The sequence below is a fragment of the Sorangium aterium genome, assembly GCF_028368935.1.
GTDB lineage: Bacteria > Myxococcota_A > Polyangia > Polyangiales > Polyangiaceae > Sorangium > Sorangium atrum.
Genome location: NZ_JAQNDK010000004.1, coordinates 1,311,665 through 1,334,742, shown reverse-complemented (window position 1 = coordinate 1,334,742; position 23,078 = coordinate 1,311,665). Strand labels below are relative to the sequence as shown.

Annotated in this window: 16 protein-coding genes; 7 read left to right on the top strand and 9 right to left on the bottom strand. The window is 72.7% G+C overall.

Features of this window, described 5'->3' with window-relative positions; genetic code table 11:
• The 3 genes from POL72_RS36480 to POL72_RS36470 all read right to left on the bottom strand — a co-directional run bounded on the left by POL72_RS36480 (window position 1) and on the right by POL72_RS36470 (window position 2,601).
• Window positions 1-1,032: a hypothetical protein gene (locus POL72_RS36480; RefSeq protein ID WP_272101428.1), complete on the bottom strand. Its 1,032-nt coding sequence runs from the start codon at window positions 1,030-1,032 to the stop codon at window positions 1-3.
• Entirely contained in the window at window positions 1,032-2,129 is a 1,098-nt protein-coding gene (locus POL72_RS36475; RefSeq protein WP_272101427.1) for a bifunctional chorismate mutase/prephenate dehydratase, read from the bottom strand. Before POL72_RS36475 ends, POL72_RS36480 begins: the two co-directional genes overlap by 1 nt.
• 130 nt (window positions 2,130-2,259) lie before the next feature.
• Window positions 2,260-2,601: an FmdB family zinc ribbon protein gene (locus POL72_RS36470; protein WP_272101426.1), complete on the bottom strand. Its 342-nt coding sequence runs from the start codon at window positions 2,599-2,601 to the stop codon at window positions 2,260-2,262.
• Window positions 2,602-2,864: 263 nt separating this feature from the next.
• Between POL72_RS36470 and smc the strand changes: the two genes are divergently transcribed.
• The 3 genes from smc to POL72_RS36455 all read left to right on the top strand — a co-directional run bounded on the left by smc (window position 2,865) and on the right by POL72_RS36455 (window position 8,880).
• Window positions 2,865-6,470 carry a chromosome segregation protein SMC gene (gene smc / locus POL72_RS36465; protein WP_272101425.1) on the top strand — a complete coding sequence of 1,202 codons (3,606 nt, stop codon included), beginning with the start codon at window positions 2,865-2,867 and terminating at the stop codon, window positions 6,468-6,470.
• Entirely contained in the window at window positions 6,467-7,048 is a 582-nt protein-coding gene (locus tag POL72_RS36460; RefSeq protein WP_272101424.1) for a hypothetical protein, read from the top strand. The genes smc and POL72_RS36460 overlap by 4 nt, the downstream gene beginning before the upstream one ends.
• 182 nt (window positions 7,049-7,230) lie before the next feature.
• On the top strand, window positions 7,231-8,880 hold the full coding sequence (locus POL72_RS36455) for an ATP-binding protein (RefSeq protein ID WP_272101423.1): 1,650 nt from the start codon (window positions 7,231-7,233) through the stop codon (window positions 8,878-8,880).
• Between the two features lie 68 nt (window positions 8,881-8,948).
• Here POL72_RS36455 and POL72_RS36450 read toward each other — a convergent pair whose 3' ends face one another.
• From POL72_RS36450 to POL72_RS36435, 4 genes are all read right to left on the bottom strand, one after another.
• Window positions 8,949-12,197 carry an error-prone DNA polymerase gene (locus POL72_RS36450; RefSeq protein WP_272101422.1) on the bottom strand — a complete coding sequence of 1,083 codons (3,249 nt, stop codon included), beginning with the start codon at window positions 12,195-12,197 and terminating at the stop codon, window positions 8,949-8,951.
• Window positions 12,194-14,062 (bottom strand): Y-family DNA polymerase, encoded by a 1,869-nt coding sequence (locus tag POL72_RS36445; protein WP_272101421.1) that lies wholly within the window; start codon window positions 14,060-14,062, stop codon window positions 12,194-12,196. Before POL72_RS36445 ends, POL72_RS36450 begins: the two co-directional genes overlap by 4 nt.
• A gap of 13 nt (window positions 14,063-14,075) precedes the next feature.
• Complete coding sequence (locus tag POL72_RS36440; RefSeq protein ID WP_272101420.1) at window positions 14,076-14,876, bottom strand: RecA family protein; 801 nt, start codon at window positions 14,874-14,876, stop codon at window positions 14,076-14,078.
• Between the two features lie 274 nt (window positions 14,877-15,150).
• Window positions 15,151-16,299, bottom strand: coding sequence for a citrate synthase (locus POL72_RS36435; protein ID WP_272101419.1), 1,149 nt, complete (start codon window positions 16,297-16,299; stop codon window positions 15,151-15,153).
• Between the two features lie 215 nt (window positions 16,300-16,514).
• On the opposite strand from POL72_RS36435, the gene POL72_RS36430 reads away from it, so the two are divergent.
• Complete coding sequence (locus tag POL72_RS36430; protein ID WP_272101418.1) at window positions 16,515-17,804, top strand: citrate synthase family protein; 1,290 nt, start codon at window positions 16,515-16,517, stop codon at window positions 17,802-17,804.
• Between the two features lie 132 nt (window positions 17,805-17,936).
• Here the strand turns inward: POL72_RS36430 and POL72_RS36425 are convergent, their stop codons facing one another.
• Both POL72_RS36425 and POL72_RS36420 read right to left on the bottom strand, forming a co-directional pair.
• Window positions 17,937-19,883 carry a potassium transporter Kup gene (locus POL72_RS36425; RefSeq protein WP_272101417.1) on the bottom strand — a complete coding sequence of 649 codons (1,947 nt, stop codon included), beginning with the start codon at window positions 19,881-19,883 and terminating at the stop codon, window positions 17,937-17,939.
• Between the two features lie 57 nt (window positions 19,884-19,940).
• Window positions 19,941-20,603 carry a UdgX family uracil-DNA binding protein gene (locus POL72_RS36420; protein ID WP_272101416.1) on the bottom strand — a complete coding sequence of 221 codons (663 nt, stop codon included), beginning with the start codon at window positions 20,601-20,603 and terminating at the stop codon, window positions 19,941-19,943.
• A 149-nt stretch (window positions 20,604-20,752) separates the two neighbouring features.
• On the opposite strand from POL72_RS36420, the gene POL72_RS36415 reads away from it, so the two are divergent.
• The 3 genes from POL72_RS36415 to POL72_RS36405 all read left to right on the top strand — a co-directional run bounded on the left by POL72_RS36415 (window position 20,753) and on the right by POL72_RS36405 (window position 23,072).
• Window positions 20,753-21,484: a TetR/AcrR family transcriptional regulator gene (locus POL72_RS36415; RefSeq protein ID WP_272101415.1), complete on the top strand. Its 732-nt coding sequence runs from the start codon at window positions 20,753-20,755 to the stop codon at window positions 21,482-21,484.
• A 472-nt stretch (window positions 21,485-21,956) separates the two neighbouring features.
• On the top strand, window positions 21,957-22,340 hold the full coding sequence (locus POL72_RS36410; protein ID WP_272101414.1) for a hypothetical protein: 384 nt from the start codon (window positions 21,957-21,959) through the stop codon (window positions 22,338-22,340).
• A 54-nt stretch (window positions 22,341-22,394) separates the two neighbouring features.
• Entirely contained in the window at window positions 22,395-23,072 is a 678-nt protein-coding gene (locus POL72_RS36405) for a hypothetical protein (protein WP_272101413.1), read from the top strand.
• The last annotated feature ends 6 nt before the right edge of the window (window positions 23,073-23,078 follow it).

Sequence of the window (23,078 nt, the reverse complement as noted above, 5' to 3'; positions counted from 1 at the left end):
TCAGCGCACGACCGCCACGCTCCGCGCCGTGTCGGCGACCGTGCGGAGGAGCATGCGCACGATCCCCTCGCCGAGGGGCAGCGTGAACGCGACGTCGCTCTCGCGCTGCGCGACCTGCATCGGAGGGACGGAGCCGTAGCCGAAGCCCCACGACGAGAGCACGCTCGCGATCCTGGCGATCTGCTCGAGGTTGCGGAGCGCGACGGCGCCGTTCGCCGCGCTCTGCGGGTCCGTGTACGTGAGGGCGCCGGCGAAGTTGACCCCGGGCGGCTGGAAGTTGCCGATGACGCGCACGTACTGGAGCCCCGCGAGGAAGGGGAGCTGCCCCGCCGCAGACGAGACCGCACCCTGGCTCGAGAGGTCGCCGGCCACCGCGAACGACGCGCCCTTCGTCCCGAGCAGCTCGACCATCCACGAAGGCACGGAGCGCTTCAGCTTGCCGGAGCGGAGCCGATCGAGGGCCCGCCGCATCCCGGTCTCGTTGCCGGTGAGGATCGTGTGCGGCGTGAGCACGACGAAGCCGACGTTGCCGGCCGTGAAGAGATCGTTGTCCGCGTAGCGCGTCTTCACGAGCGGCGCGCCGATGACGGTGACCGACCTGGCGTCGGCGGAGCGGCGGATCGCGTCGACGTCGAAGTTGCCCTGCATCACGGCGCAGAAGTCCGCGCCCTGCATGGCGTAGAGACCGCCGTAGACCTTCACGATGTCGCGCGACGGGACGAAGTTCGACTCGGGGCCCAGCGGGAGCAGGCTCGTGACGATCTGGTTGACCTCGCCTCCCAGGCCGGAGGTGAACATGGCCGCCGCGTCGAGGTAACCGAGCATCACAGCGCCGCTCGGAAGGACGGCCAGCGGGTCGCGATCGATCGCCGTCGCGTCGATCTTCTCTCCGCCGACCAGCGCGAGGCTGTCGTCGGCGCCACCGCAGCCGCCGAGCGCCGGGAGGGCGAGCGCGGCGATCGCGATCGCCGCGCGGCGCAGGACGGCAGCGCCTCGGGAATGGAACAGCGTCCGCACCATCGCGCTCGCCATCAAGCTCGCTCGTGCGGCGGGTCGGGGCGCTCCAGCGGGAAGGAGCCGATGATCTTCAGCATCTTCGTCTCGCGCTTCACGCCCTCGAGCGCCGCGACGAGCGCCCGATCGGTCGTGTGTCCGCTGACCTCTACATAGAACACGTAGTCCCAGCCCTCGCCGGGGACGGGGCGGGAGTTGACCCGCCGGAGGTTGCAGCTGCGCTCCTTGAAGTGCTGGAGGATGTCGTGGAGCGCGCCGGGCCGGTCGTGGACGCTGAAGAGGACCGCCGTGGCGTCGTGGCCCGAGCGCGGCGAGGGGAGCCGGGACAGCACCGCGTAGCGGATCCGGAGCTCCCCCTCGTCGCCGACGTTCTCGCGCGCGACCCTGAGCTCCTGCCCGCCGCCCGCGAAGCCGCGGGGGACGATGGCGGCGCTGCCCTCGTTCTCCGCCGCGAGATCCCAGGCGGCCTGCGGGCCCCGCACGTCGAGCACCAGCGCGCGCGGGTGCTGGAGCTCGAGGTAGTTCACGCAGGCCACGTGGTCCTGGGGCGAGGAGTACACCCGCTCGACGTCGGCGAGGCTGCCCGTCCGGTTCACGAGGTCGAGCGCCTGCACCAGCTGGCGCTCGCCGACCACCTTGAGATCGGCGCCGCCGATCGCCTGGATCGTCGGGAAGATCGGCCCTTCCTTGAGCGATTCGTACGGGACCACCGCGAAGTCTGCGCGCGAGCGCGCGACCTCCTCGATGGCGGCGAGGGGGCTGTCGGCGCGGACGAACTCGCCGCCGATCCCGAAGTGATCGTGCGCCGCGGTCCAGCCATAGTCGCCCTCGGCCCCCAGGTACGCCACCCGCGGCGCGACCTCGAACGCGCGCGAGGCCGCGTCGATGGCCACGAAGATCGGCCGCACCGCGCGCTGCGGGAACGGGGGCGTCACGGCGCGCTCGAGCGCCTGCACGTGGGCGGCGTCGGCCGTTGGGGCGAACCGGGCCGTGCCCGTCCTCAGCTTGGCGAGCTCGTGCGCGATGCGGGCCCGCCGCTCGATGCTGCGAAGGATTTCTTGATCCAGCTCCGTGAGCTGCCGGCGGAGCTCCTCAAGTCGCTTTCTCTCATCCATCCAGGGCACCCTAGCACCGCGCCCGGCGCCGGTGGGCACGCAGCACGGCCGGCGCACCATGACGGCGCACGGCGCCGCTGCGCGCTGCGCCGCGCTGGCCACACCCCCGTCGCTGCTCGCCGAGCTGGCGTCAGGCCGCCGCGGAGGAGGCGGACGACGCGCTGGAGTCGCTCTTGGTGCCGCCGCTCGCCGACGAGGCGCTGCTCGACCCCGAGTCCGAGCTCGCCCCTTCCGACCCTGACGAGCTGCCCGACCCGCCGTCCGACTTCGCGGGCGGCTTGTTCGAGCCCGACGCATAGAGGTCGGAGTACCAGCCGCTGCCCTTGAGGATGAAGCCCGTGCCTCGCGAGATCTGCCGCCGGGCTGTCGCGTTGTGACACGACGGGCACTCCGAGAGCGGCGCCTCCTTGATGGACTGCTCGGCCTCCCATTCATGCGCGCAAGATGTGCAGGCGTACTCGTAAGTCGGCATGACGTTTCTACTCCTCGGAACAACCCGAGGAGTATGGTCACGTTAGCCACCTGTCAAGGCGGCTGCCAAAAGCCCACCTTGCGCCGTGGACATCGCACCACCCCCGGGATGCGCAAGACTTGGTCCTCGGTGCGCGGGCGGAGCCAGGATTCCGAGCTTGCCGCGCGGCGCCAGCCCACGTAGACCCCGAGACGCCAGTTGTGACGGTACGTGGCGTGCTGTGACGATACGTTTAAGCCCGCCCGGTCGGTCCCAGGGACGTCATGCGCATTCGTAAGCTCGAGATCAGCGGGTTCAAATCGTTCGTCGACCGGACGGTGGTCCATTTCGACACGGACGTGGTGGGCATCGTCGGTCCCAACGGCTGCGGCAAGTCGAACATCGTCGACGCCATCCGGTGGGCGATCGGGGAGCAGAGCGCCAAGCACCTGCGCGGCAAGTCGATGTCGGACGTCATCTTCAACGGCTCCGAGACCCGCGCCCAGCACGGGATGGCCGAGGTGACGCTCACCTTCGACAACAGCGAGCCGACGGCGGCGTCGCAGCTGCCGCTCGAGTACCGGGACTACGCGGAGATCGCGGTGACGCGGCGGCTCTTCCGCGACGGGACGAGCGAGTACCTCATCAACAAGACCCAGGTCCGCCTCAAGGACGTGACCGACCTCTTCCTCGGCACCGGCGTCGGCACGAAGGCCTACTCCATCGTCGAGCAGGGCAAGATCGGGCTCATCGTCTCGGCGCGCCCCGAGGACCGGCGGATGCTCATCGAGGAGGCCGCCGGCATCACGAAATACAAGGCCAGGAAGAAGCAGGCCGAGCAGAAGATGGACCAGACGCGGCAGAACCTGCTCCGCGTGGGGGACATCGTCTCCGAGATCCAGCGGAACCTCGCGTCCTTGAAGCGCCAGGCGGCCAAGGCCGAGCGGTACGTCAACTACCGCAAGGAGCTGGAGGACCTCGTGCTCCACGAGGCGTCGCACAAGCTCCTGGAGCTCACGGTGCTCACGCAGCACGAGTCGCTCGGCAGGGCCGCGCACGCGGAGCGCGAGCAGGCGTCGCGCACGGCGCTCTCGGCGCGCGAGGCCGAGATCGAGGTCACCCGGCTCGAGGCCCTCGCCTGCGAGGAGCGGGCCGAGCGCGCGCAGAACGAGGCGTTCGCGGCCGACAACCAGGTGCGCACCCACGAGGCGGAGATCGCGCGGGCGCGCGACCGCCTGCGGCACCTCGAGGAGCGGCTCGTCACCGCGGCCAAGGAGCAGGGAGAGCTCGAGAAGACGGTCGAAGAGCTCAGCGCAGAGAAGGCGCAGCTCGAGGCGCAGCTCGCCGGCGTCGACGAGGAAGAGGCGCGGGAGAGCGAGCTCGCGCTCGAGCAGCACGAGCGGCTCGAGGAGCTGCGCCACGGCGAGCGCACCGCCGAGCACGAGGTCGCCGCCCTGCGCCGGCGGGCCGCCGAGGCCACCGCGGCGGTCGCGGCCGCCGAGGCGTCGCTCGCCGGCTTCGATCGGCGCATGACGGAGATGAGCCAGCGGCGGGCGAAGCTCGAGGACGAGCTCGGGCGGCTGATGTACGAGTCGGAGGAGCTCGAGCGGCGGCGCTCGTCGCTGACGCGCAACGTGGCGGAGCTCGCCGAGGGGAAGCGGCTCTCGGCGGAAGACCGGACTCGGCTCGACGTCGAGATGAAGGCGCTGCGCGAGCAGGCGGTCTCGAGCGATCGTGCCGTGGAGCACGCCAAGAACGAGCTCGGGCAGCGGCGCAACCGGCTCCGCGCGCTCGAGGAGCTGCACGCGCGGCTGGAGGGCGTCGGCGCCGGGGTGAAGAACCTCCTCAAGACCAAGGACCCGGCGCTGCTCGGGCTCGTGGCCGACCGGATCGAGGCGCCGGCCGAGCTGACCGCGGCCTTCGCGGGGCTGCTCGGGGACCGGCTGCAGTGCGCGGTCGTGAGCGACGCCGAGCGCGGGATCGCGCTGCTCGCGGATCTGTCGAAGAACAACCGCGGGCGGGCGAGCGTGATCGCGGCGCGGCCCTCGTTCGTGGCCGGCGCGACGCGGCGGCCGCCTCGCGGGGAGGGCGTGCTCGGGCCGCTCGTCGACCGGCTCGTCTTCGCGCCCGAGGACGAGGCGCTGGCGCGCGCGCTCGTGGGGGACGCGGTGGTCGTCGCCTCCGCCGAGGTCGCGGCGCGGCTCGCGGCGGAGGGCGCGGGGTGCACGCTCGTGACGCTCGACGGCACCGTCCTCCGCGAGGACGGCGTGGTGAGCGGCGGCTCGGGCGACGCGGTCGCGGCCGGCATGATCGAGCAGAAGCGGGAGATGCGCGCGCTGCACGAGTTCGTCGCGACCAAGTCGGAGGAGGTGACGGCGCTGCTCGACGCGCAGCAGAAGCTCCGCCTGCGCATCACCGAGGTGGGGACGGCGCTGGAGCGGGCGCGGAGCGAGGCGCACGAGGGAGAGCTCGCCCTCGTGACGGCCGAGAAGGATCTCCGCCGCGCCGAGGAGCAGCTCGCCGCGGCGCAGAAGCGCGAGGGCGTGGTGCGCTCCGAGCTCGAGGACCTCGCCGACAACCTCGACGCCGGCGGGAGCGAGCAGCAAGCGGCCCGCGACAAGCTCGAGGCGGGGCGAGCGACGCGCGAGGCGGCGGCGGCCGGCCTCGAGCACGCCGAGCAGGTCGCGGCCGAGTGGCGCGAGCGGGTGCTCGGGCAGCAGTCGGTCGTGACCGAGCGCAAGGTGAAGCTCGCGCGCGTGCGCGAGCGCGCCGCGGCGGCGCGGGGCACGGTCGAGCGGCTCACGCGGTCGTGCAACGAGCTCCGGGGCCGGATCGCCCGGCTCGACCAGGAGCGGACGGAGAGCGCCGTGGGCGCGGGGAAGGCCGCGGCGACGATCATGATCGCGCGGGAGGCGCTGGTCCGCGCCGTCGCGGAGGCGCACGCGGCGCAGGCCGCGCTGACCGAGGCGCGGCGCTCGCTGGACGAGGCGCGGCAGGCGCACGGGGTGCGCGAGGCCGACCTGCGCGGGCTGCGGCAGGAGCTGTCCGAGGTGTCGGAGCGGCTCCGCAAGCACGAGCTCGCGCTGGAGCGGCTGCGGGTCGAGCACGACCACCTCATCGAGGGGGTGCGCGAGCGCTTCCGCGGGCTGGAGCTCGCCCGCGTGGTCGGCGACTACCACAAGCGGCCGCCCGCCGACGCCTCGCACCGCGCGCGCATCCAGGAGCTGACGGAGCTGCTCGACCGCATGGGCCCCGTCAACCTCGACGCCGTGCGCGAGCACGCCGAGGCCGAGGAGCGGTACACGTACTACTCGGGCCAGAAGGCCGATCTCGATAAGGCCCTCGACGACCTCGAGAAGGCGATCGCCCAGATGAACCGCGAGTCGAAGCGGCTCTTCAAGACGACGTACGACGGCATCAACGCGCGCTTCAAGGCGCTGTTCCCCAAGATGTTCCGCGGAGGGCAGGCGGAGCTCAGGCTGACGAACCCCGACGACATGCTGGAGACGGGGATCGAGATCCTGGCGCAGCCGCCGGGCAAGAAGCTCGGGAACATCGAGCTCATGAGCGGCGGCGAGAAGGCGCTCACCGCGGTGTCGCTCATCTTCGCGATCTTCCAGTTCAAGCCGTCGCCGTTCTGCATCCTCGACGAGGTCGACGCGCCGCTCGATGAGGCGAACGTGGCCCGCTACAACGAGGCGATCCGGAGCATGACGAGCCACTCGCAGTTCATCCTCATCACGCACATCAAGCGCACGATGCAGTCGGTCGACGTGCTCTACGGCGTGACGATGCAGGAGCCCGGCGTCTCGAAGCTCGTCAGCGTGAAGATCAACGAGACGGCGAAGCGCCCGGAGCGCGAGGCGGCGCCGGCGGCGGCGGTGGCGTGAGCGCCGAGGGGGCGGCCGCGCTGCGCCTGTCGCGCGGCGCCTCGGGGCTCCGGCACCTCCGCTGGGCCCGCGAGGTGCTGGCGACGCTCGAGGCCCACCTCGAGCACAACCCGGCGCTCTCCGGCGCCGATCGCGAGGCGCTCCAGGGCGAGGCGAGCGCGCTCGCGGCGGCGGTGCAGGCGCTCAGCGGGGCGGTGAAGCCGTACCGGGATTTCCTCGAGCGGACGCGGGTCCGCCACCGCGGGCGCGTGCGCGTCGCGGAGTACCTGGTCCGAGAATCCGACGCGGGCGAGGCGGGCGGCGCGGCGCGCGCGCACCTTGGTGCGGCGCGCGCGCACCTTGAGGAGGCGCTTGTGGAGCTCACCTGGATGGAACAGGCGCAGCGCCAGCCGCTCAAGGCAGCGCTCTCGGCCGAGATCGATCGGCTGCGCGAGGCGATGGCGCGGATGGATGCACACCTCGCGGGGCGGCTCTCCGAGAAGTTCGTCGAGAGCCTGTACCCGCCGCTCACGGACGACGCGACGAGGGTCGTCGACGACGGCGATCCGGACGACGACGCGACGGCCAGCCCTCGATAGCCGCGCGAAGCGGGCGAGCCGATCGGCTCGCGAGCGGCTCGAAGGAGACCGGCGACGCGACGAGGTCGCCTGGCAGGCGCAGCGGAACGGATCACCATGCCTGCACGCCGGGGTGGAGATGCGGTAAGGATCCTCGAAGGACTCCTGAAACGGGTCTTCGAAGGACAGCTGAGAGGACGTCGATGGGCTGCGCGGAGCCGGCCGCCATCCTGCTCCTCCGCGGGTGCGCCGCGGCGAGCGAGCGATTCGAAGCGCTGATCCGACGCCATGTGCCGGACGTCGGCGTCACCTCCGATCCCGCGCACGCCCTGGAGCGGTGCCTGGGCGAGGCGCCACCGGTGCTCGCCGTCGATTGGAGCGAGCCCGCCAGCGCCGCCGCGCTCTGCAGCCGCGTGCGGGCGCAGCCCGGCGGCGATGCGGTGTTCGTCCTCGCGATCACCGAGCGCGACGCGGACATCGACGGCATCCTCGCGGCCGGCGCGAGCGATTTCCTGCTCGCGGGCGGCGACGGCGCGGGCCCCCGGGCGCGGCTCTCCGTCGTCCGCGAGCGCGCCGCGCGCGACGCCGTCTCGCGCCGGGCGCTCGCGCAGACGCAGGTCCGCCTCGTCGGCGCCGGTCGCATGGCGAGCGTCGGCACGCTGGCCGCCGGCGTCGCCCACGAGATCAACAACCCCCTCGCCTTCGTCATCACGAACGTCGACGCGGCCATCCGGCGCATCGGCTCGCTCGATCGGCGGAATAGCGCTGCGCGCGGCGGCCCCTGGGCTCGCTCTCACGGCGACGGCCGCGCGTCATCGAGCGAGCTCTCCGACGTGCTGAGCCTGCTGGAGGACGCGCGCGAGGGCGCCGAGCGGGTGCGGATCATCGTGCGCGATCTCCACAGCTTCTCGCGCGCCGAGGAGGACCGCCGCGGGCCGGTCGACCCCCGGCGGGTGCTCGACTCCTGCATCCACATGGCGATGAACGAGATCCGACACCGCGCCCGCGTCGTCCGGAGCTTCCAGGAGGTGCCGCCCGTCCAGGCGAACGAGCCGCGGCTCGCGCAGGTCTTCCTGAACCTCATCGTGAACGCCGCGCAGGCCATCCCCGAGGGGCTCGCCGAGCAGAACGAGATCGAGCTCTCGACGCGCTGTGACGCCGAGGGGGCGGTCGTCGTCGAGGTGCGCGACACGGGCGCCGGGATCGCGCCCGAGTCGCTCGGGCGGATCTTCGAGCCGTTCTACACGAGCAAAGAAGCTGGCGAAGGGCTCGGGTTGGGGCTCGCGATCTGCCACTCCATCGTCACGGCGCTGGGGGGTCGGATCGAGGTGGACAGCCGCCCCGGCAACGGGAGCACGTTCCGCCTCGTCCTCCCCGCCGCCGCGGCCAGCGAGGCGCACGCCTCTGCGGCGCCCGGCTCCGGCGCGTCGAGGTGGCCGCGCGAGAGCGGCAGCCTCGACGCGCTCGCGCCGGAGGCGGCGCCGCGACAACGGGTCCTCATCATCGATGATGAGCCGCTGCTCACGCGGGCCATCGCGGGGACGCTCGAGCCACGGCACGAGACGACCGCGACCGCGAGCGCGCGCGACGCGCTCCGCCGGATCCGCGCCGGAGAGCGGTACGACGCCATCCTGTGCGACCTCATGATGCCCGACATGACGGGAATGGACTTTTACACCTCACTTGCCGAGCACGCGCCCGAGCAGCAGCGCCGTGTCGTGTTCCTGACCGGCGGCGCCTTCACGGAGCGCAGCAAGGCGTTCCTGCAGCAGATCGACGCCCGGCTGCTCCTGAAGCCGTTCGACGCGGCGACGCTGCTCTCACTGATCGACGAGGTCGTCGCCGCCCGCTGACGAGCGCGTTGGTCGACGAGGTCGTCGCCGATCGCCCTGGGCTCCGGGAGCGCGACGCCGGCGCGCCCTCAGCGGTAGTCGCGCGACTTGAGCGCGATCTCCTCGCCGCTGGGCAGCTCCAGCCGATCGAGCTCGCGCGCGAGGACGTGGACGACCTGGCCCTGCCGCTCGACCCGCCCGGCGACGAGCAAGAGCGCCGCGTTCCTCGCCACGTGCTCGTACTCCGCGAAGACCTGCCTCTGGACGATGACGTTGACCACGCCGGTCTCGTCCTCGAGCGTCATGAACGTCACGCCGCTCGCGGTCGCCGGCCGCTGGCGTCCGACCACCATCCCGGCGACGCGCACGCTCTCCCCGTCGCGCGCGGCCTTGATCTCCTCTGCGGTACGCACGCGCCCGGCGCCGCGCCGCCGCTTGAGCACCCGCCGCACGTGCCGCATCGGGTGGTCGTGCAGCGACAGACCCACGCGCCCGTAGTCCAGCGCGAGCTGCTCCAGCGGCCTGAGCGGAGGGAGCCCGACGTCCCGGTCCTGCTCGATCGAAACGCCCTCGAACAACCCCTCGACGCGGGGGGCGCGCGCGCGCCAGAGCGCCTCTCTCCGGGCAGGCACCAGCGCGGCGAGCGCGCCCGCCTCTGCGAGCGCCTCCACCTCGTTCTTCTTCAGCTCCGTGCGCCTCACGAGATCCGGGAGGCTCGTGAACGGCGCCTCCTCGCGCGCCGCCACGATCGCCGCTACGGCCGCCTCGCCGAGCCCCTTCACGAGCCGCATGCCGAGCCGCAGCGCCGGGCCCGCCGAGGGCTCGGCGCCGGGCTCGAGGGCCGCGTCCCACGCGCTCTGCACAACGCACACCGGCCGCACCTCCACGCCGTGCCGCTGCGCGTCCTGCACAAGCGCCGACGGGCTGTAGAACCCCATCGGCTGCGCGTTGAGCAGCGCGCAGGTGAACGCCGCCTGGTGGTGGACCTTGAGCCAGGCCGACGCGTACACGAGGAGCGCGAAGCTCGCCGCGTGCGACTCCGGGAAGCCGTACTCCCCGAAGCCCTGGATCTGCTGGTAGAGCATCTCCCCGAACTTCGCCGAGATCCCCTGCTCGGCGAAGCCCTGGATGAGCCGCCCGCGGTGCCGCTCCAGGCGCCCGTGCTTCTTCCACGCCGCCATGTCGCGGCGCAGCTGGTCGGCCTCGCCCGGCGTGTAGCCCGCGCCGACCATCGCGATCTGCATCACCTGCTCCTGGAAGAGCGGAACGCCGAGCGTGCGCTCCAGGATGGGATCCAGGCACGGGTGCGGAGACACCGGCGGCTCCTGCCCCGTCCGCCGGCGCAGGTAGGGGTGCACCATCCCGCCCTGGATGGGCCCGGGGCGCACGATCGCCACCTCGATCACCAGGTCGTAGAACTTGCTCGGCTTCAGCCGCGGGAGCATCGCCATCTGCGCGCGGCTCTCGATCTGGAACACCCCCACCGTGTCGGCCCGGCCGATGGCCTCGTAGACAGCCGGATCCTCTGGCGGGATCTGCGCGAGCGCCGCGATCGGATCGAACGCGGCGCCTCGGCCCGCGTGGAGCGAGGCCCCCGCGGGCGCAGGGGCCCCTGCAGCGTCAACCGAGGGAGCCACGAGCCCGGCGTACCGGTCCGAGTGGATCAAACCGAGCGCCTTGCGGATCGCCGTCAGCATGCCGAGCGCCAGGACGTCGATCTTGAAGAAGCCGAGATCGTCGAGATCGTCCTTGTCCCACGGGATCACCGTGCGGCCCTCCATCCGCGCAGGCTCGACCGGGGCCACCTTGTGCAGCGGCTCCGACGACAGCACGAAGCCGCCCACGTGGATCGAGAGATGACGCGGGAAACCCTCGAGCGCGCTCGCCATCATGACGGCCTGCCGGACGCGCACGTCATCCGGATCGAGGCCCGCCTCGCTGACCCGCTGCTCGGTGATGTCCGCCTCGTGGTGGAGCACGAGGCCGCTCAGCCGATCGACCTGATCCGCCGAGAAGCCGAACGCCTTGCCGACCTCGCGGAGCGCGCTCTTGCCGCGGTAGGCGATCACCTCCGAGACCATCGCCGCCCGGTCGCGCCCGTACATCTCGTAGATCGCCTGGATCACCTCCTCCCGGCGCTCGTGCTCGAAATCGACGTCGATGTCCGGAGGCTCGTGGCGCTCCTCCGAAAGGAAGCGCTCGAAGAGCAGGCTCGACCGGGCCGGGTCCACCGCCGTCACGCCGAGCACGAAGCACACCGCGCTGTTCGCCGCGCTCCCGCGGCCCTGGCAGAGGATCTGCCGCGCGCGCGCGATCTTCACGACCTGCTGCACGCTGAGGAAATAAGGCGCCACGCCGAGCTTCGCGATCAAGGCGAGCTCCTTCTCGATCTGCGCGCGCACCGGAGGCGGCGTCCCCTCCGGGTAACGGTCGCGGCAACCCTCCTCGGTGAGGCGGCGCAGCGCCTGATCCGACGTCTCCCCCGGCATGCAGAGGGCGTCGCTCGGGAAGCTGTAGCGGAGCTCGGACAGCGAGAAGCGGCAGCGGGACGCGACCTCCACCGTGCGCGCGATCCAGGCCGGATGATCGCGGAACAGCGCCGCCATCTGCGCGCCGGACCGCACGTACGCCTCCGCGTTCGGCGCGATCCGCGTCCCCGCTTGATCGAGCGTGGTCTTGGTCCGGATGCACGCGAGCACGTCCGCGAGCGGCTTGCGCGACGGGTGATGATAGAGCGGGCGCGCCGTCGCCACCACGCAGGGGCCGTAGCGGCGCTCCGCCGCGAGGGCCGCCGCGACGCGCTCGCCGTCACGGCGGTCGAGGTGCTTCCAGGTCGCGACGAGCGCGCGCTCGCCGAACGCGTCGCGCAGCGCGCCGATGAGCGCGCCGGAGACGCCTGCGGGCACGAGAGGATCGAGCGGCACGATCGCGGAGAGGCCCCGCTGCGCGGCCGCGATCGCCTCCGCCGAGATGCTCGCCATCCCCTTCTCGCACTCGGCGTGCGCGATCGTGAGCAGGCGGCAGAGGTTCGCGTAACCCTCGCTGTCCTCGACCAGGAGGACTACCGACGGCCGGACCTCCGGCCCGCGCTCGCCGCCCCCGCGCGGCGCGCCCAGCGTCAGCTCGGCCCCGACGATCACCCGCTGCTCGACCTTCTTCGCCGCCGTGTGCGCCCGCACGCTGCCGTAGATCCCGTCGCGATCACAGAGCGCGAGCCCCTCGAGGCCGAGCTCCTTGGCGCGGTGCACGAGCTCCTCGGGGTGCGAGGCGCCCTCCAGGAAAGAGAAGCAGGAGCGGCCGCAGAGCTCCACGAACGGGACCGACGCGCCGGCGCTCACTCGCACCACCCCTGCAGGAAGGCCTCGCCCGTCGCGCGGTCGACGTAGATCCACGCTTCGCCGCAGGAGCTCGCGCTCGCGCCGTCTCGAGGAGGGCGCAGCTCGCCGAGGCGCGCCGGGGCGGCCTTGCCGGACGGAGAGCCCGAGACGAGCCAGGCGCGCGCGTAATCGCGCGACGCCGGCGTGGGCGTCCACCACTCCACCGCGTCGATCCGCATCACGAAGGAGAGCCGCTCGATCGCGTAGAGGTGCCGATCGACGGCCACGATCGCCCCGCGCCCCACCCGGCCGAGCGGGATCGGCTGCGCGAGGAGCCGCGCGGGCTCGAGCGCCGGCGCGTCCGCGCCCTCCGCCTGCTCCGCCGCGCCCCGATCCGCCGCAGCGCGCGCGCGGGCCGCGGCGGACGCGCGCGTCATGGCCGCCTCGCCAGAAGCCGGCACGAGCCGCGAGCGCGCCTCGGGGCGGTGCGCGTCGGCGATCTCCAGGATGCCCACCCGCTCCTGGCCGATCTCCGCCGAGAGCTCGGCCAGGAGCGCCGGCAGGCTGTCGGGATCGACCGACCGGTCGCGCGACAGATCGAGCTGCACCCGACGAGCCCGCGCGATGCGCGAGGCGATGACGTGGACCCCCACCGCGGGCGCCGCGAGCTCGATCCGCTCGAGCTTCGCCTTCAGCGGGCGGAGCAGATCGCCCGCGTCCGAGAGGGGCACCGGCATGTCGACGTGGAAGCGCAGCGAAGGGCCGCGCCCGTCGTCTTCCAGGAGCGCCGCGGCGGCGCCGTCGTCCTCGCGCTCGCCGAGGCGGAGCCGCGCGATCGAGCGATCGTAGGCGATCGCCACGTTGAGCCGCCCGCACGCCTCCCCGCGCGCGGCGAGCCGCGAAGCGATCCGCGACGTCATGCCGCGCAGCACGAACAGGAGCGACTCGGCGCTCTCGATCGGCTCGTCGAAGAGCACCTCCTCCTCGAGCAGCCGGGGCACCTCGAACGGCAGGAGCGGCACGGGATCGCGCCCGGCGAGGAGCTCCATCACGTCGGCCGTCCGCGGCCCCAGCCGCGCCGCCACCTGCGCCCGCGGCAGGCGCGCGAGATCCTCGACGCGGAGCACGCCGAGCCGGACGAGGAAGCTCGCCACCTCGCGCTCGACCGGGAGCGCCTGCACCGGCAAGGGCCCGATCGCCTGCGCCCCCTTGCCCGGCGGCGCGATCGGGGCCTCCGCCCCTCCCCCGCCGTCCGCGTGCGCGCCGAAGCGCGCGAGCGCCTGCGCGAGCCGCGGTCCGTCGGCGATCGCGAGCCGCGCCCGGTGGCCGAGCGCCGCGACGCGCTCGCCGAGCTCGCCGAGCAGCGCCTCCTCGCCGCCGACGAGGTGCGACGCCCCGGTGATGTCGAGCCACACCGTGTCGTACGGGCCGTCGCCCCAGGGGCTCCTCGCCTCGCTCGCGGCGCGCTCGGGAGCGCGGCTCGCCCGCGACGCGCCGGCGCGCGGGGCGCCCTGCTCGCCGAGCTGGATCGCCGCCGTCGCCCCGAGCCCGAGCGCCACTTCCGCGACCCGGCCGAGCGCCGCGTCGATCTCGGCGAACGTCACCCGGTGGATCGCAAGGTGGGCGACCAGCGCCGCCGCCTCGACGACCTTCTGCCCCGGCCTCACCCCGTACCGCCTCGCCTCGTCGTCGACCACGTCGATCACCGCCGCCGGCGCCTGCGGCTCGCGCTCGGGCCGCGGCGCGGCCGCCGCGCGGCGCTCCTCGTCGCCCCCGAGGATCACCGCGAGCGGCGCCTTCCCGCTCGGCGAGACCGGCCCACGCTGCTTCACCAGCTCGCACGCGAGCTGCGGGAGCACGATCGCCACAATGCGCTTCACCGCCATCGCCTCTCCTCCCTCACGCCCGCGACAGCGCGGGCCGCGGCTCGCCGCCCGCCGTCCGCTCTGCCCTGTCCCCGGGCCGCTCCCCGAGCACCACCGGCGTCGGCGAGGTCACGCGCCCTCGGCGGTCCTTGGCGACGCGGACCATCAACCGGTTCTCGGCGACCTGCTCGAGCTCCAGCCGCATCGCGACCGGCAAGGGCATCGGCCGCGCCGCCTGGCGATCGGTGAGGAGCAGGATCGTCCCGTCGCTCCCCTCGATCGCCAGGGCGAGCTTGCGCACCACGTTGACCCAGCGCGCGAGGTCCTCCTCGCGGCGCCCCGCCCCGGGCGCGCTCCGCTCCCCCTTCCCCGCGCCCTGGCCGAAGGCCCCCGGGACCCCGGCCACGTCGATCACGAGCACCGCGAACGCCCGGCTCATCGCCATCCGGACCGCGACCTTCGCGAGCACCTCCGGCGGGGGCCGCACCACGAGCAGCCGGCTCAGATCGACCTGCGCGCGCGCGACCGCCGGCGCGAAGAGCGAGCCGCTCGGGTCGATCCACGCGCACCACGCCCCCGCCGTCGCGCTCGTCCCGCGCAGCCGCGCCTCCGCTTGCGCCGACGCGCACGCGGAGAGGGCGAGCGAGGTGGACCGCCCCAGCCCCCGCGGCGCGGCGAGCTCCACCACCCCCCCGCGCGGCAGCCCCCCTTCCGGGAGCGCGTCGTTGATTTCCCGCAGGCCGAGCGGGAGCGTCTTGGCGCGCGCTTCGAACTCGGGGAGGGTATGGCGCAGGAGGTCCCGGGCGAGCGGAGCGGCAAGAGCGGCGGACGACATACTGAACACGATAACAGTGCCCCCGCGCGGCTGCCAACTTTGCAGGACGAACAACGTCCTACCTGCGCCCGTGGCATTCTCCTTTTGCCCTCCCAGGGCTCTGGAGCGGCCTCTCCGGCAATTTCTGTGCGGATAGGATGGCAGAACGACGGGGATGAAGCGAATGCCGTCACGGGCTCTTCAATAAGTCCGACCTGGGCAGGTCGACCTCATGGCCGGCGATGACCAGCGCTCCTGCCAGCAGCCTCGCCGCGCGCGCGGCGGGCCCGACGCCTCAATGCGGCGGAGCTGCCGCTGCGGGGACGCCCCCGATGTAGCGTGAGCTCGGGCGAATGAGCCGCCCCGCGCGCCGTTGCTCGTCGATGTGCGCGCACCAGCCGGCGACCCTGCCCACCGCGAAGGTCGGCGCGAAGAGCGCGCGTGGCAGCCCGAGCGCGTCGAGCAGCACCGCCGTGTAGAACTCGACGTTCGCGCGCAGCGGGCGATCCGGATGCCGCGCGCGGAGCGCGGCCTCCGCCGCCCGCTCGACCTCACGCGCCAGCGCGAGCCGGGCGCTCTGCGCGCCGCCTGCCGTCCGCCCGAGCCGCTCGATCGCCCGCTCGAGCACCGCCGCCCGCGGATCCCTCACCCGGTAGATCCGGTGGCCCATGCCCATGATCCGCCGGCCCGCGGCGAGCTCGGCCTGGATCCAGCGCTCGGCGCAGCCCGGCAGCGGCGCGCCGCCCTCGCCCGCCTTCGCCGCGACCGCGTCCAGCATGTCGAGGACCGGCCCGGGCGCGCCGCCGTGGAGCGGCCCCTTCAGCGCGCCGATCGCCGCGACCACCGCCGAGATCGCGTCCGACCCCGTCGAGGTGACAACGCGCGCGGTGAAGGTGGACGCGTTCATGCCGTGATCCGAGACCGTCACGAGGTACGTGTCGAGCTCGCGCGCCTCGGCCTCGCTCGCCGCGGCCCCCCGCGCCATGCGCAGGTAGTCGGCCGAGAGCCGGAGCGCCGGATCGGGCGCGACCGGCGCCTCCCCCGCGCAGCGCCGCGCCCACGCCGCGGCGAACGTCGCGACCGCCCCGGCGATCGCCGCAGGCGGGACGTCGGCCGAGAGGTGCGCGACCGCGGCGCGGAGCGCATCCATCCCGTCGCTGGCCTGGAGCGCGTCCCCGAGCCGCCCGAGCAGCGCGAAGGCCCTCGTCCGCCCCTCGGCGATCGCTCGCCGGAGCGACTCCCGCTCCGCCGCCCCGGGCAGCGTGCCGCCCCAGAGCAGCCCGCACATGTCCTCGAAGGTCACCCCGCCGCCGCCGGCGAGCTCCTCGACGTCGTGGCCCGCGAGGGTGAGCCTCCCCCGCTCTCCGTCCACCTCCGAGAGCCGCGTCTCCGCCACCACCACGCCTTCCAGGCCGCTCGCGAGCGGCGCCGCCACATCCCTCATTCCGATCACCTCCGCTGACGACATCTTGGGCACCGCACGAGGTTGATCAACCTTGATTGTACAATCAACCATGCACGGCCTCGAAGCGCGTCGAGGAAGAATCCCGGAGGAAGCCGAGGAAGGGGGGTGCTAGGAGGGATGGGTGTCGTCGGCGCGCGCGACGCCGGCGCCTCGTGCATCGGAAGACAGGATGGATGCAACGTTGATGGGCGCTCATGGTGGATCTACCTGACTCGGGGCAACGGCCGTCGGCGTACGTGACCGGCGCCGAGGCGGCGGAGCTGCTCGGCGTGAAGCGGGAGACGCTCTACGCGTACGCGAGCCGAGGCGTGCTCCGGGGGGTGCCTGGCGGGCGAGGGCGCGCGCGGCTCTACCTCCGGGCGGACATCGAGCGGCTCAAGGCGCGGCACGACGCGCGCGCCGGCCACGGCCCTGTCGCCGCCGAGGCGCTCCGGTGGGGCGAGCCGGTGCTCGAGTCGGCGCTCACCGCGATCGGCCCGCGCGGGCCCGTCTACCGGGGCAAGGAGGCGGTCGCGCTGGCGCTCGACGACGTGCCCTTCGAGGCGGTCGCCGAGCTGCTCTGGACGGGCGAGCTGCCGGCGGAGGGCGCGCCGGCGGCGCGGCCAGGCCGGCTGAGCGTCCGCCCGGCCAAGCTCGCGGCGCTCCTGCCCGAAGGCGCGCCGCCGTTCGTCGCGCTCGCGCTCGTGGTGCCCGCGCTCGGCGCGCACGACCCGACCCGCCACGTGGGCGCGCCTTCGGGCGATGGGCGCATCCCCACGGGCGACGCGGAGCGCACACGGGCGCGGGCCCTCGTGCGATCGCTCGCGGCGCTCGTGGGCCTCGGGCGGGACGCGCGCAGGGCGACCGACGCCCTCGAGGCCGACGGGGCGGCGCGGCGGCTGCTCATCGCCCTCGGCGCGAACGCCTCGAAGAAGGCCGAGCGCGCCGTGAACCGGGCGCTCCTGGTCTCGGCCGATCACGAGCTGAACGCCTCGACGTTCGCGGTCCGGGTGGCCGCCTCCACCGGCGCCGACCTCTACGCCTGCGTCAGCGCGGGGCTCGCCGCGCTCTCCGGCCCGAGGCACGGCGGCATGACCGACCGGGTGGAGGCCCTGGTCGCCGAGGCGGGCCGGCCCGAGCGCGCCGCCGCCGCGGTCCACGAGCGGCTGCGCCGCGGCGAGCCCATCGCCGGCGTCGGGCACAGGCTCTACCCCGAGGGCGACCCCCGCGCCCAGCTGCTGCTCGACACGGCCCGCGCGCTCGCCCCGCAGAGCACGGCCTTGCGCACGGTGCTCGCGCTCGTCGACGCGCTGCGCGACGCCGGCCTCGATCCGCCGTCGCTCGACCTGGGCCTCGTCGCGATCGCGGCCGCGCTCGGCCTGCCGGCCGGCACGGCGGCGGCGCTCTTCGCGGTGGGGCGCGCCGCCGGCTGGATCGCCCACGCGTTCGAGCAGCGCGAGGCGGGGTACATGCTCCGGCCGCGCGCCCGGTACACGGGGCCCTGATCGCAGCCTCCTGACGCCATCGACGTCAGGCCCGAAGCGGCGCCGCGCGCAAGACGGCAAGCGTGGTTCGCGGGGTGGTGGGGCCCCGACGAGCTTCGCTCGGCGGGGCGGCGGGGGCGCGCGCCCCCGCCGTCAAAAATCGACCTGCATTCCGAGCTCGACCACGCGGTTCGGCGGCAGACCGAAGTACGCCGTCGCCGGCCGCGCGTTCCGCGAGATGAAGGCGAACAGCCCCTTGCGCCACCGGGACATCTTCGAGCGCCCGGTCGTCAGCAGCGTCTCCCTGCCGAGGTAGTAGCTCGTCCTCCCGAGATCGATGTCGAGCCCGTGCCGCTTGCACCCCTCGAGCACCGACGGCGCGTTCGGCGTCTGCATGAAGCCGTAACACGCCGTGACCTGGTAGATCCCCTCGCCCCGCGGGATCACCGTCGTTCGCCGCTCCGCCGGCACCTCCGGCACGTTCGTCACCTGGATCGAGAGGAGCACCACCTGCTCGTGCAGCACCTGGTTGTGCTTCACGTGGTGCAGCAGGATCGGCGGCGTGCCCTCCGGGCTCGACGCCATGAAGACCGCCGTCCCGCGCACCCGGTGCGGCTTCACGCGCTTCACGTCCTCGAGGAACATGTCGAGCGGCAAGATCGCCGACTTGATCGCCGCTGCGAGGTGCTTGCGCCCCGTCTTCCAGGTCGTCATCACCGTGAAGATCGCCGCGCCCATCACGATGGGCACCCAGCCCCCGTGGAAGAACTTGGCGCTGTTCGCCGCGAAGAACGCGAGATCGATCACCAGGAAGAGCCCGGCGAGCGGGAGCGATTTCCAGACCGGCCAACCCCACGTCTTCCGGGTGACCACGTAATAGACCACCGTGGTGATCCCCATCGTCCCCGTGACGGCGATGCCGTAGGCAGCCGCGAGCGCGCTCGAGTTCTTGAACGTGAGAACCAGCACGATGCACGAGATCAGGAGCCCGCTGTTCACCTCGGGGATGTAGATCTGCCCCGCCTCGTCCTTCGACGTGTGGACCACCGTGACGCGCGGGAAATACCCGAGCTGCACCGCCTGCTGGGTCAGCGAGAAGGCCCCGGAGATGAGCGCCTGGGACGCGACGACCGTCGCCGCGGTGGCGATCGCCACCGTGGGATAGAGCGCCCACGACGGGACCAGCGCATAGAACGGGTTCGCCGCCGCGGTGGGGTCCGCGAGGAGCTTGGCGCCCTGGCCGAAATAATTGATGAGCAGCCCGGGCCAGACGATCGTGTACCAGGTGTACTTGATCGGCACGCGGCCGAAATGCCCCATGTCGGCGTACAGCGCCTCGCCGCCCGTGATGCAGAGGACGACCGCGCCGAGGATCAGGAAGCCATGCAGTTGATTCTCGACAAAGAAGCTCACCGCGTAGGTCGGTGAGACGGCCCGGAGCACTCCGGGGCTGCCGATGATCTCCTTGGCCCCGAGCAGCACGAGCGTGACAAACCACACGAGCGTCACAGGCCCGAAGATCGACCCGACCCCGGCCGTGCCGCGCTTCTGCACGAGGAACACGGCGAGCAGCACGCCGCAGGTGATGACCGGCACGACGGAAGGGTCCAGCTTCGGGATCGCGACCTCGAGGCCCTCCACGGCCGAGAGCACCGAGATCGCGGGCGTGATCACGCCGTCACCATAAAGGAGCGCCGCGCCGAAGAGGACGAGGAGCACGAGGAGGCCGCGGCCGTCGCCCTTGCGATCGCCGCTCGGGACGAGCGCGAGCAGCGCGAGGATGCCGCCCGCGCCCTCGTTGTCGGCCCGCGTGATGAACGTCACGTACTTGATGGTCACCACCATCATCAACGACCAGAACATCAGCGAGAGCACCCCGAGCACGTTCTCGGGCGTCGGAGCGACGTGGTGCGGGCTGCTGCGGCTGAAGCACTCCTTCATCGCGTAGAGCGGGCTCGTCCCGATGTCGCCGTAGACGACCCCGAGCGCGGCCAGCATCAGCGGCCACATCTTCTTCGAGCTCCCCATGTGGGCGCGCTCGGCCATCGGAGAGGGCGCGGGGCGCTCTGCGGCAGGGACCGGTCGTGGGCTCATCGTCATCGGGGCGGATCCTACTCCATCGAGAGCGCGCCTCGCGAGGAGGCGGAGCGCGGCGGCTCAGCCGAGCGCGCGCGCCGCCACCGCGAGATCCTCGATGAAGCGGGAGAGCTCGGCTCGCCTCGTCGCTTCGTCCGGCATGCGGAGGATCGACGCGGGATGCACGGTCGCCAGCACGCGCGGCGCGAGCGGCGAGGCAACGATCCTGCCGCGCTCGCGCGTGACCCGGAACGAGCCGCCGAGCAGCGCCTGCGCCGCCGTCGCGCCGAGGCATACCACGATCGCCGGCTGCACCACCGCGATCTCCGCGGCGAGCCACGGCAGGCACGCGCGGATCTCGCGCGCGTCCGGCTTCACGTGGATGCGGCGCTTGCCGCGCGGCTCCCACTTGAAGTGCTTCACCACGTTGGTCACGTACGCCCGGCGCCGCTCGATCCCCGCCGCCTCGAGCGCGCGATCGAGCAGCTGCCCCGCTGGGCCCACGAACGGTTTACCGGCCAGGTCCTCCTTGTCACCCGGCTGTTCGCCGACGAGGAGCACGTCCGATCGCGCCGCGCCCTCGCCGAACACCGTCTGCGTCCCCCGCTCCCAGAGCGGACACGCCTGGCACCGCGCGGCGGCCTCGCGCAGGCTCGGCAACGAGGGAGGGCTGGGGACGAGCGCCGCCGCCGTCGCCTCGCCGACGCCGCGCCCTGCTGCATTTCGTCTCGCCACGGTGGCCATGACCGCCTCCGCAGCATCGCTCGTGCCATGCGCAATGCGACGCGGTCGAACGCGCCGCGTCGCGAGGAACGCGGCCGACGAGCGTCTTGACGGCTTCCGGCAGCCTTCCCATAGTGCCACGGTCCTCCGACGTTGACCGACCAGTCAGAATGCCCCGCCTCGCCGATCGCCGCGCCAGGATCGAGCTGCTCCGCGCCGCCGAGGCTGCCTTTACCGAGCGCGGCCTGGCCGCCGCGAGGGTCGAGGACATCACCGAGCGCGCGGGCGTCTCGAAGGGCGCGTTCTACCTGCACTTCCAGAGCAAGGACGACTGCTTCAAGCAGATCGTCGAGACCTTCATCGCGCGCCTCGCCGACTGCGTGGAGCCGCCGCCCGTCGTCTTCGAGGCCGAGCGAGCGTCGGTGAACGAGTACTTCAAGCGGCTCCTCGCCCACGACATGGAGGTGCTCGAGTTCTGCTGGCAGAACCGGGCGCTCCTCAGGATGATGCTGGCGGGCGGCGGTGGGACTCCGTACGCTTACCTGATCGACGAGTTCGCCCAGCGCGTCGCCCGGCAGGTGGAGGGCCGCCTCCGGTACGCGATCGACATCGGCCTCTACCGGCGCGATCTGGATCCCAGCGTCATCGCCGCGCTCATGTCCGGCGCCTTCGATCGCCTGGTGCGCAAGCTCATCGACGCGCCGTGCAGGCCGGACATCGCGGCCTGGGCTGCGCAGGTGCTCCAGCTCTTCACGCACGGCCTGCTCGCCCCGGAGGTGCGCGCCGTCGCTGACCAGTCGGTCATGGAAGCACCCCCGCGCAGCGCGCGGCAGACCGCCGATCCGGCGCCTGCCTCGGCGTCGAGCAGCGAGCGCCGGCGCTCCAAGGCGAAGACGACGTAGGCGACCTGGCTGACGAGGGCGCACCGCGCTCCCGCGGTCGTCGGCGCACTCCGCCTTCATCGGAAACGTTGGAGCCGTCGGAAGCGCCGATACAGCAGGAGCCTTGGAAACACGATCCAGTCCGCCGCCAGTCGTAGGGCTTTGCCTGAATGAAATGGCCGGAAACCCGGCGGTATCAGGACAGCTTACAGGGAATCCCTGACGAACGATTCCACATCGCCCTAGCGGTCGGTCGGGCAGCAGCTGAGCTACAGCTAACAGTCAACGGGATTTTCGGCAGGAATTTTCGGCAGGACAGTGAGGGGGTGGATCGGGGGGCCGGAGGGGAACCAGGCAACTCGGGAAGAGCGCAGCCTTGGGGAGCGGTCCTGCCCGTTCCATCGCGCCAGGCTGACCGTCGCGCGCTCTGGCCGGTCACGGACACTCTCTGGACGGCTCTCCGCAAAGGAATGGAACTGTCGAGGGGGGCGGAATGGGCATACAGACGGGTCGTGATAGACGGTTAATCCACGAGCTGCTCCGGCAGACCTGCCGATCGATCCAATGGCGTGCGGACACCGCAAGGTCGATTGCAGAGAGGATCGAGATCGCCCTCGCCGAGCACGCGCTCCACGTCTCCACGCCGGACGTCGACCTGCGCGTCCGGCTGACCAAGGACTTTGCGCTCGCCATCGCGATACGCGTGCTCTCCTTCGGCGACGACGCCGAGGAGTCGCTGAGCAAAGCCCTGTGTCAGGACAGATCGCTCATGGCGGAGCTCGTGAAGGAAGAGTGGCAGCTCGTGCGCACCGCCTGCAGAACGGCCGAGCAGACCGCCGGGAGGCTGGTGCTCCTGACGGCGGTACCGGGGGCGTGAGACCGCGAGCAGGACGCACGCCGAGAACGCGACCGGGCCCACGAGGCGATAGAGATGGCGCCCCAGACCAGCTACAGCATTTACGTTCGCTTCCGGGGCAGGCGGCTCGCGCTCATGAGGCACATCCGCTCGCTCGAGACGGCGCGGTTCCAGCTGCGGTCCTTCCGGGCAGAGCGGTTCCACGACGCCGATCAGGTCTTTCTCGTCAACGACGCGACGAGGCAGATCGTCGACGAACGGGGGTGGGAGGAGGCCGGAGAGTCCGGGGAGGATCGGCAGATCAGCGTCGACGTCCGCCTTCCGACCGATGGCAAGCGCGCGGAGCGCACGCACGACGCGGGGAGCGGGGCAGATCGATCGCTGGGAGGGGCGCAGGCTCCCGCGCTGCTCGCGGCGCCCGAGGCGCCGGCGCCGCCGCTCGCGGCGCCCCTCGATCACCTGGCGCGATCCGACGGCGAAGCCCGGCACGTTCCACCGGAGAGGAGATGGTCCGGGGTCGAGAACCCGGAGCCGCCGCGCGCACGCCTGCGCCGCGCGATCGCGGCAGCCCAGGTCGCCCGAGCGCGCCACGACGCCGCGCTGGAGGCCCTGACCAGGCTCCAGCCCGGCGGGAGGATGGATGAGATGACCCTGAGGAGGCTCAATGATTCTGCCCGAATGGTATCCGACCGATCCGCACACATCATCGAGCGGCTCGAGCAACTCCTGAAGCGCCTGGAAGGGGCGCGCTGATATGGT

What these genes read in the sequence shown, in the direction of transcription:
- POL72_RS36480 (WP_272101428.1), bottom strand. Translation starts at nt 1,032, where the DNA reads ATGGCGAGCGCGATGGTGCGGACGCTGTTCCATTCCCGAGGCGCTGCC.
- POL72_RS36475 (WP_272101427.1), bottom strand. Translation starts at nt 2,129, where the DNA reads ATGGATGAGAGAAAGCGACTTGAGGAGCTCCGCCGGCAGCTCACGGAG.
- POL72_RS36470 (WP_272101426.1), bottom strand. Translation starts at nt 2,601, where the DNA reads ATGCCGACTTACGAGTACGCCTGCACATCTTGCGCGCATGAATGGGAG.
- smc (WP_272101425.1), top strand. Translation starts at nt 2,865, where the DNA reads ATGCGCATTCGTAAGCTCGAGATCAGCGGGTTCAAATCGTTCGTCGAC.
- POL72_RS36455 (WP_272101423.1), top strand. Translation starts at nt 7,231, where the DNA reads ATGGGCTGCGCGGAGCCGGCCGCCATCCTGCTCCTCCGCGGGTGCGCC.
- POL72_RS36445 (WP_272101421.1), bottom strand. Translation starts at nt 14,062, where the DNA reads ATGGCGGTGAAGCGCATTGTGGCGATCGTGCTCCCGCAGCTCGCGTGC.
- POL72_RS36440 (WP_272101420.1), bottom strand. Translation starts at nt 14,876, where the DNA reads ATGTCGTCCGCCGCTCTTGCCGCTCCGCTCGCCCGGGACCTCCTGCGC.
- POL72_RS36435 (WP_272101419.1), bottom strand. Translation starts at nt 16,299, where the DNA reads ATGAGGGATGTGGCGGCGCCGCTCGCGAGCGGCCTGGAAGGCGTGGTG.
- POL72_RS36430 (WP_272101418.1), top strand. Translation starts at nt 16,515, where the DNA reads ATGGTGGATCTACCTGACTCGGGGCAACGGCCGTCGGCGTACGTGACC.
- POL72_RS36425 (WP_272101417.1), bottom strand. Translation starts at nt 19,883, where the DNA reads ATGACGATGAGCCCACGACCGGTCCCTGCCGCAGAGCGCCCCGCGCCC.
- POL72_RS36420 (WP_272101416.1), bottom strand. Translation starts at nt 20,603, where the DNA reads ATGGCCACCGTGGCGAGACGAAATGCAGCAGGGCGCGGCGTCGGCGAG.
- POL72_RS36415 (WP_272101415.1), top strand. Translation starts at nt 20,753, where the DNA reads ATGCCCCGCCTCGCCGATCGCCGCGCCAGGATCGAGCTGCTCCGCGCC.
- POL72_RS36410 (WP_272101414.1), top strand. Translation starts at nt 21,957, where the DNA reads ATGGGCATACAGACGGGTCGTGATAGACGGTTAATCCACGAGCTGCTC.
- POL72_RS36405 (WP_272101413.1), top strand. Translation starts at nt 22,395, where the DNA reads ATGGCGCCCCAGACCAGCTACAGCATTTACGTTCGCTTCCGGGGCAGG.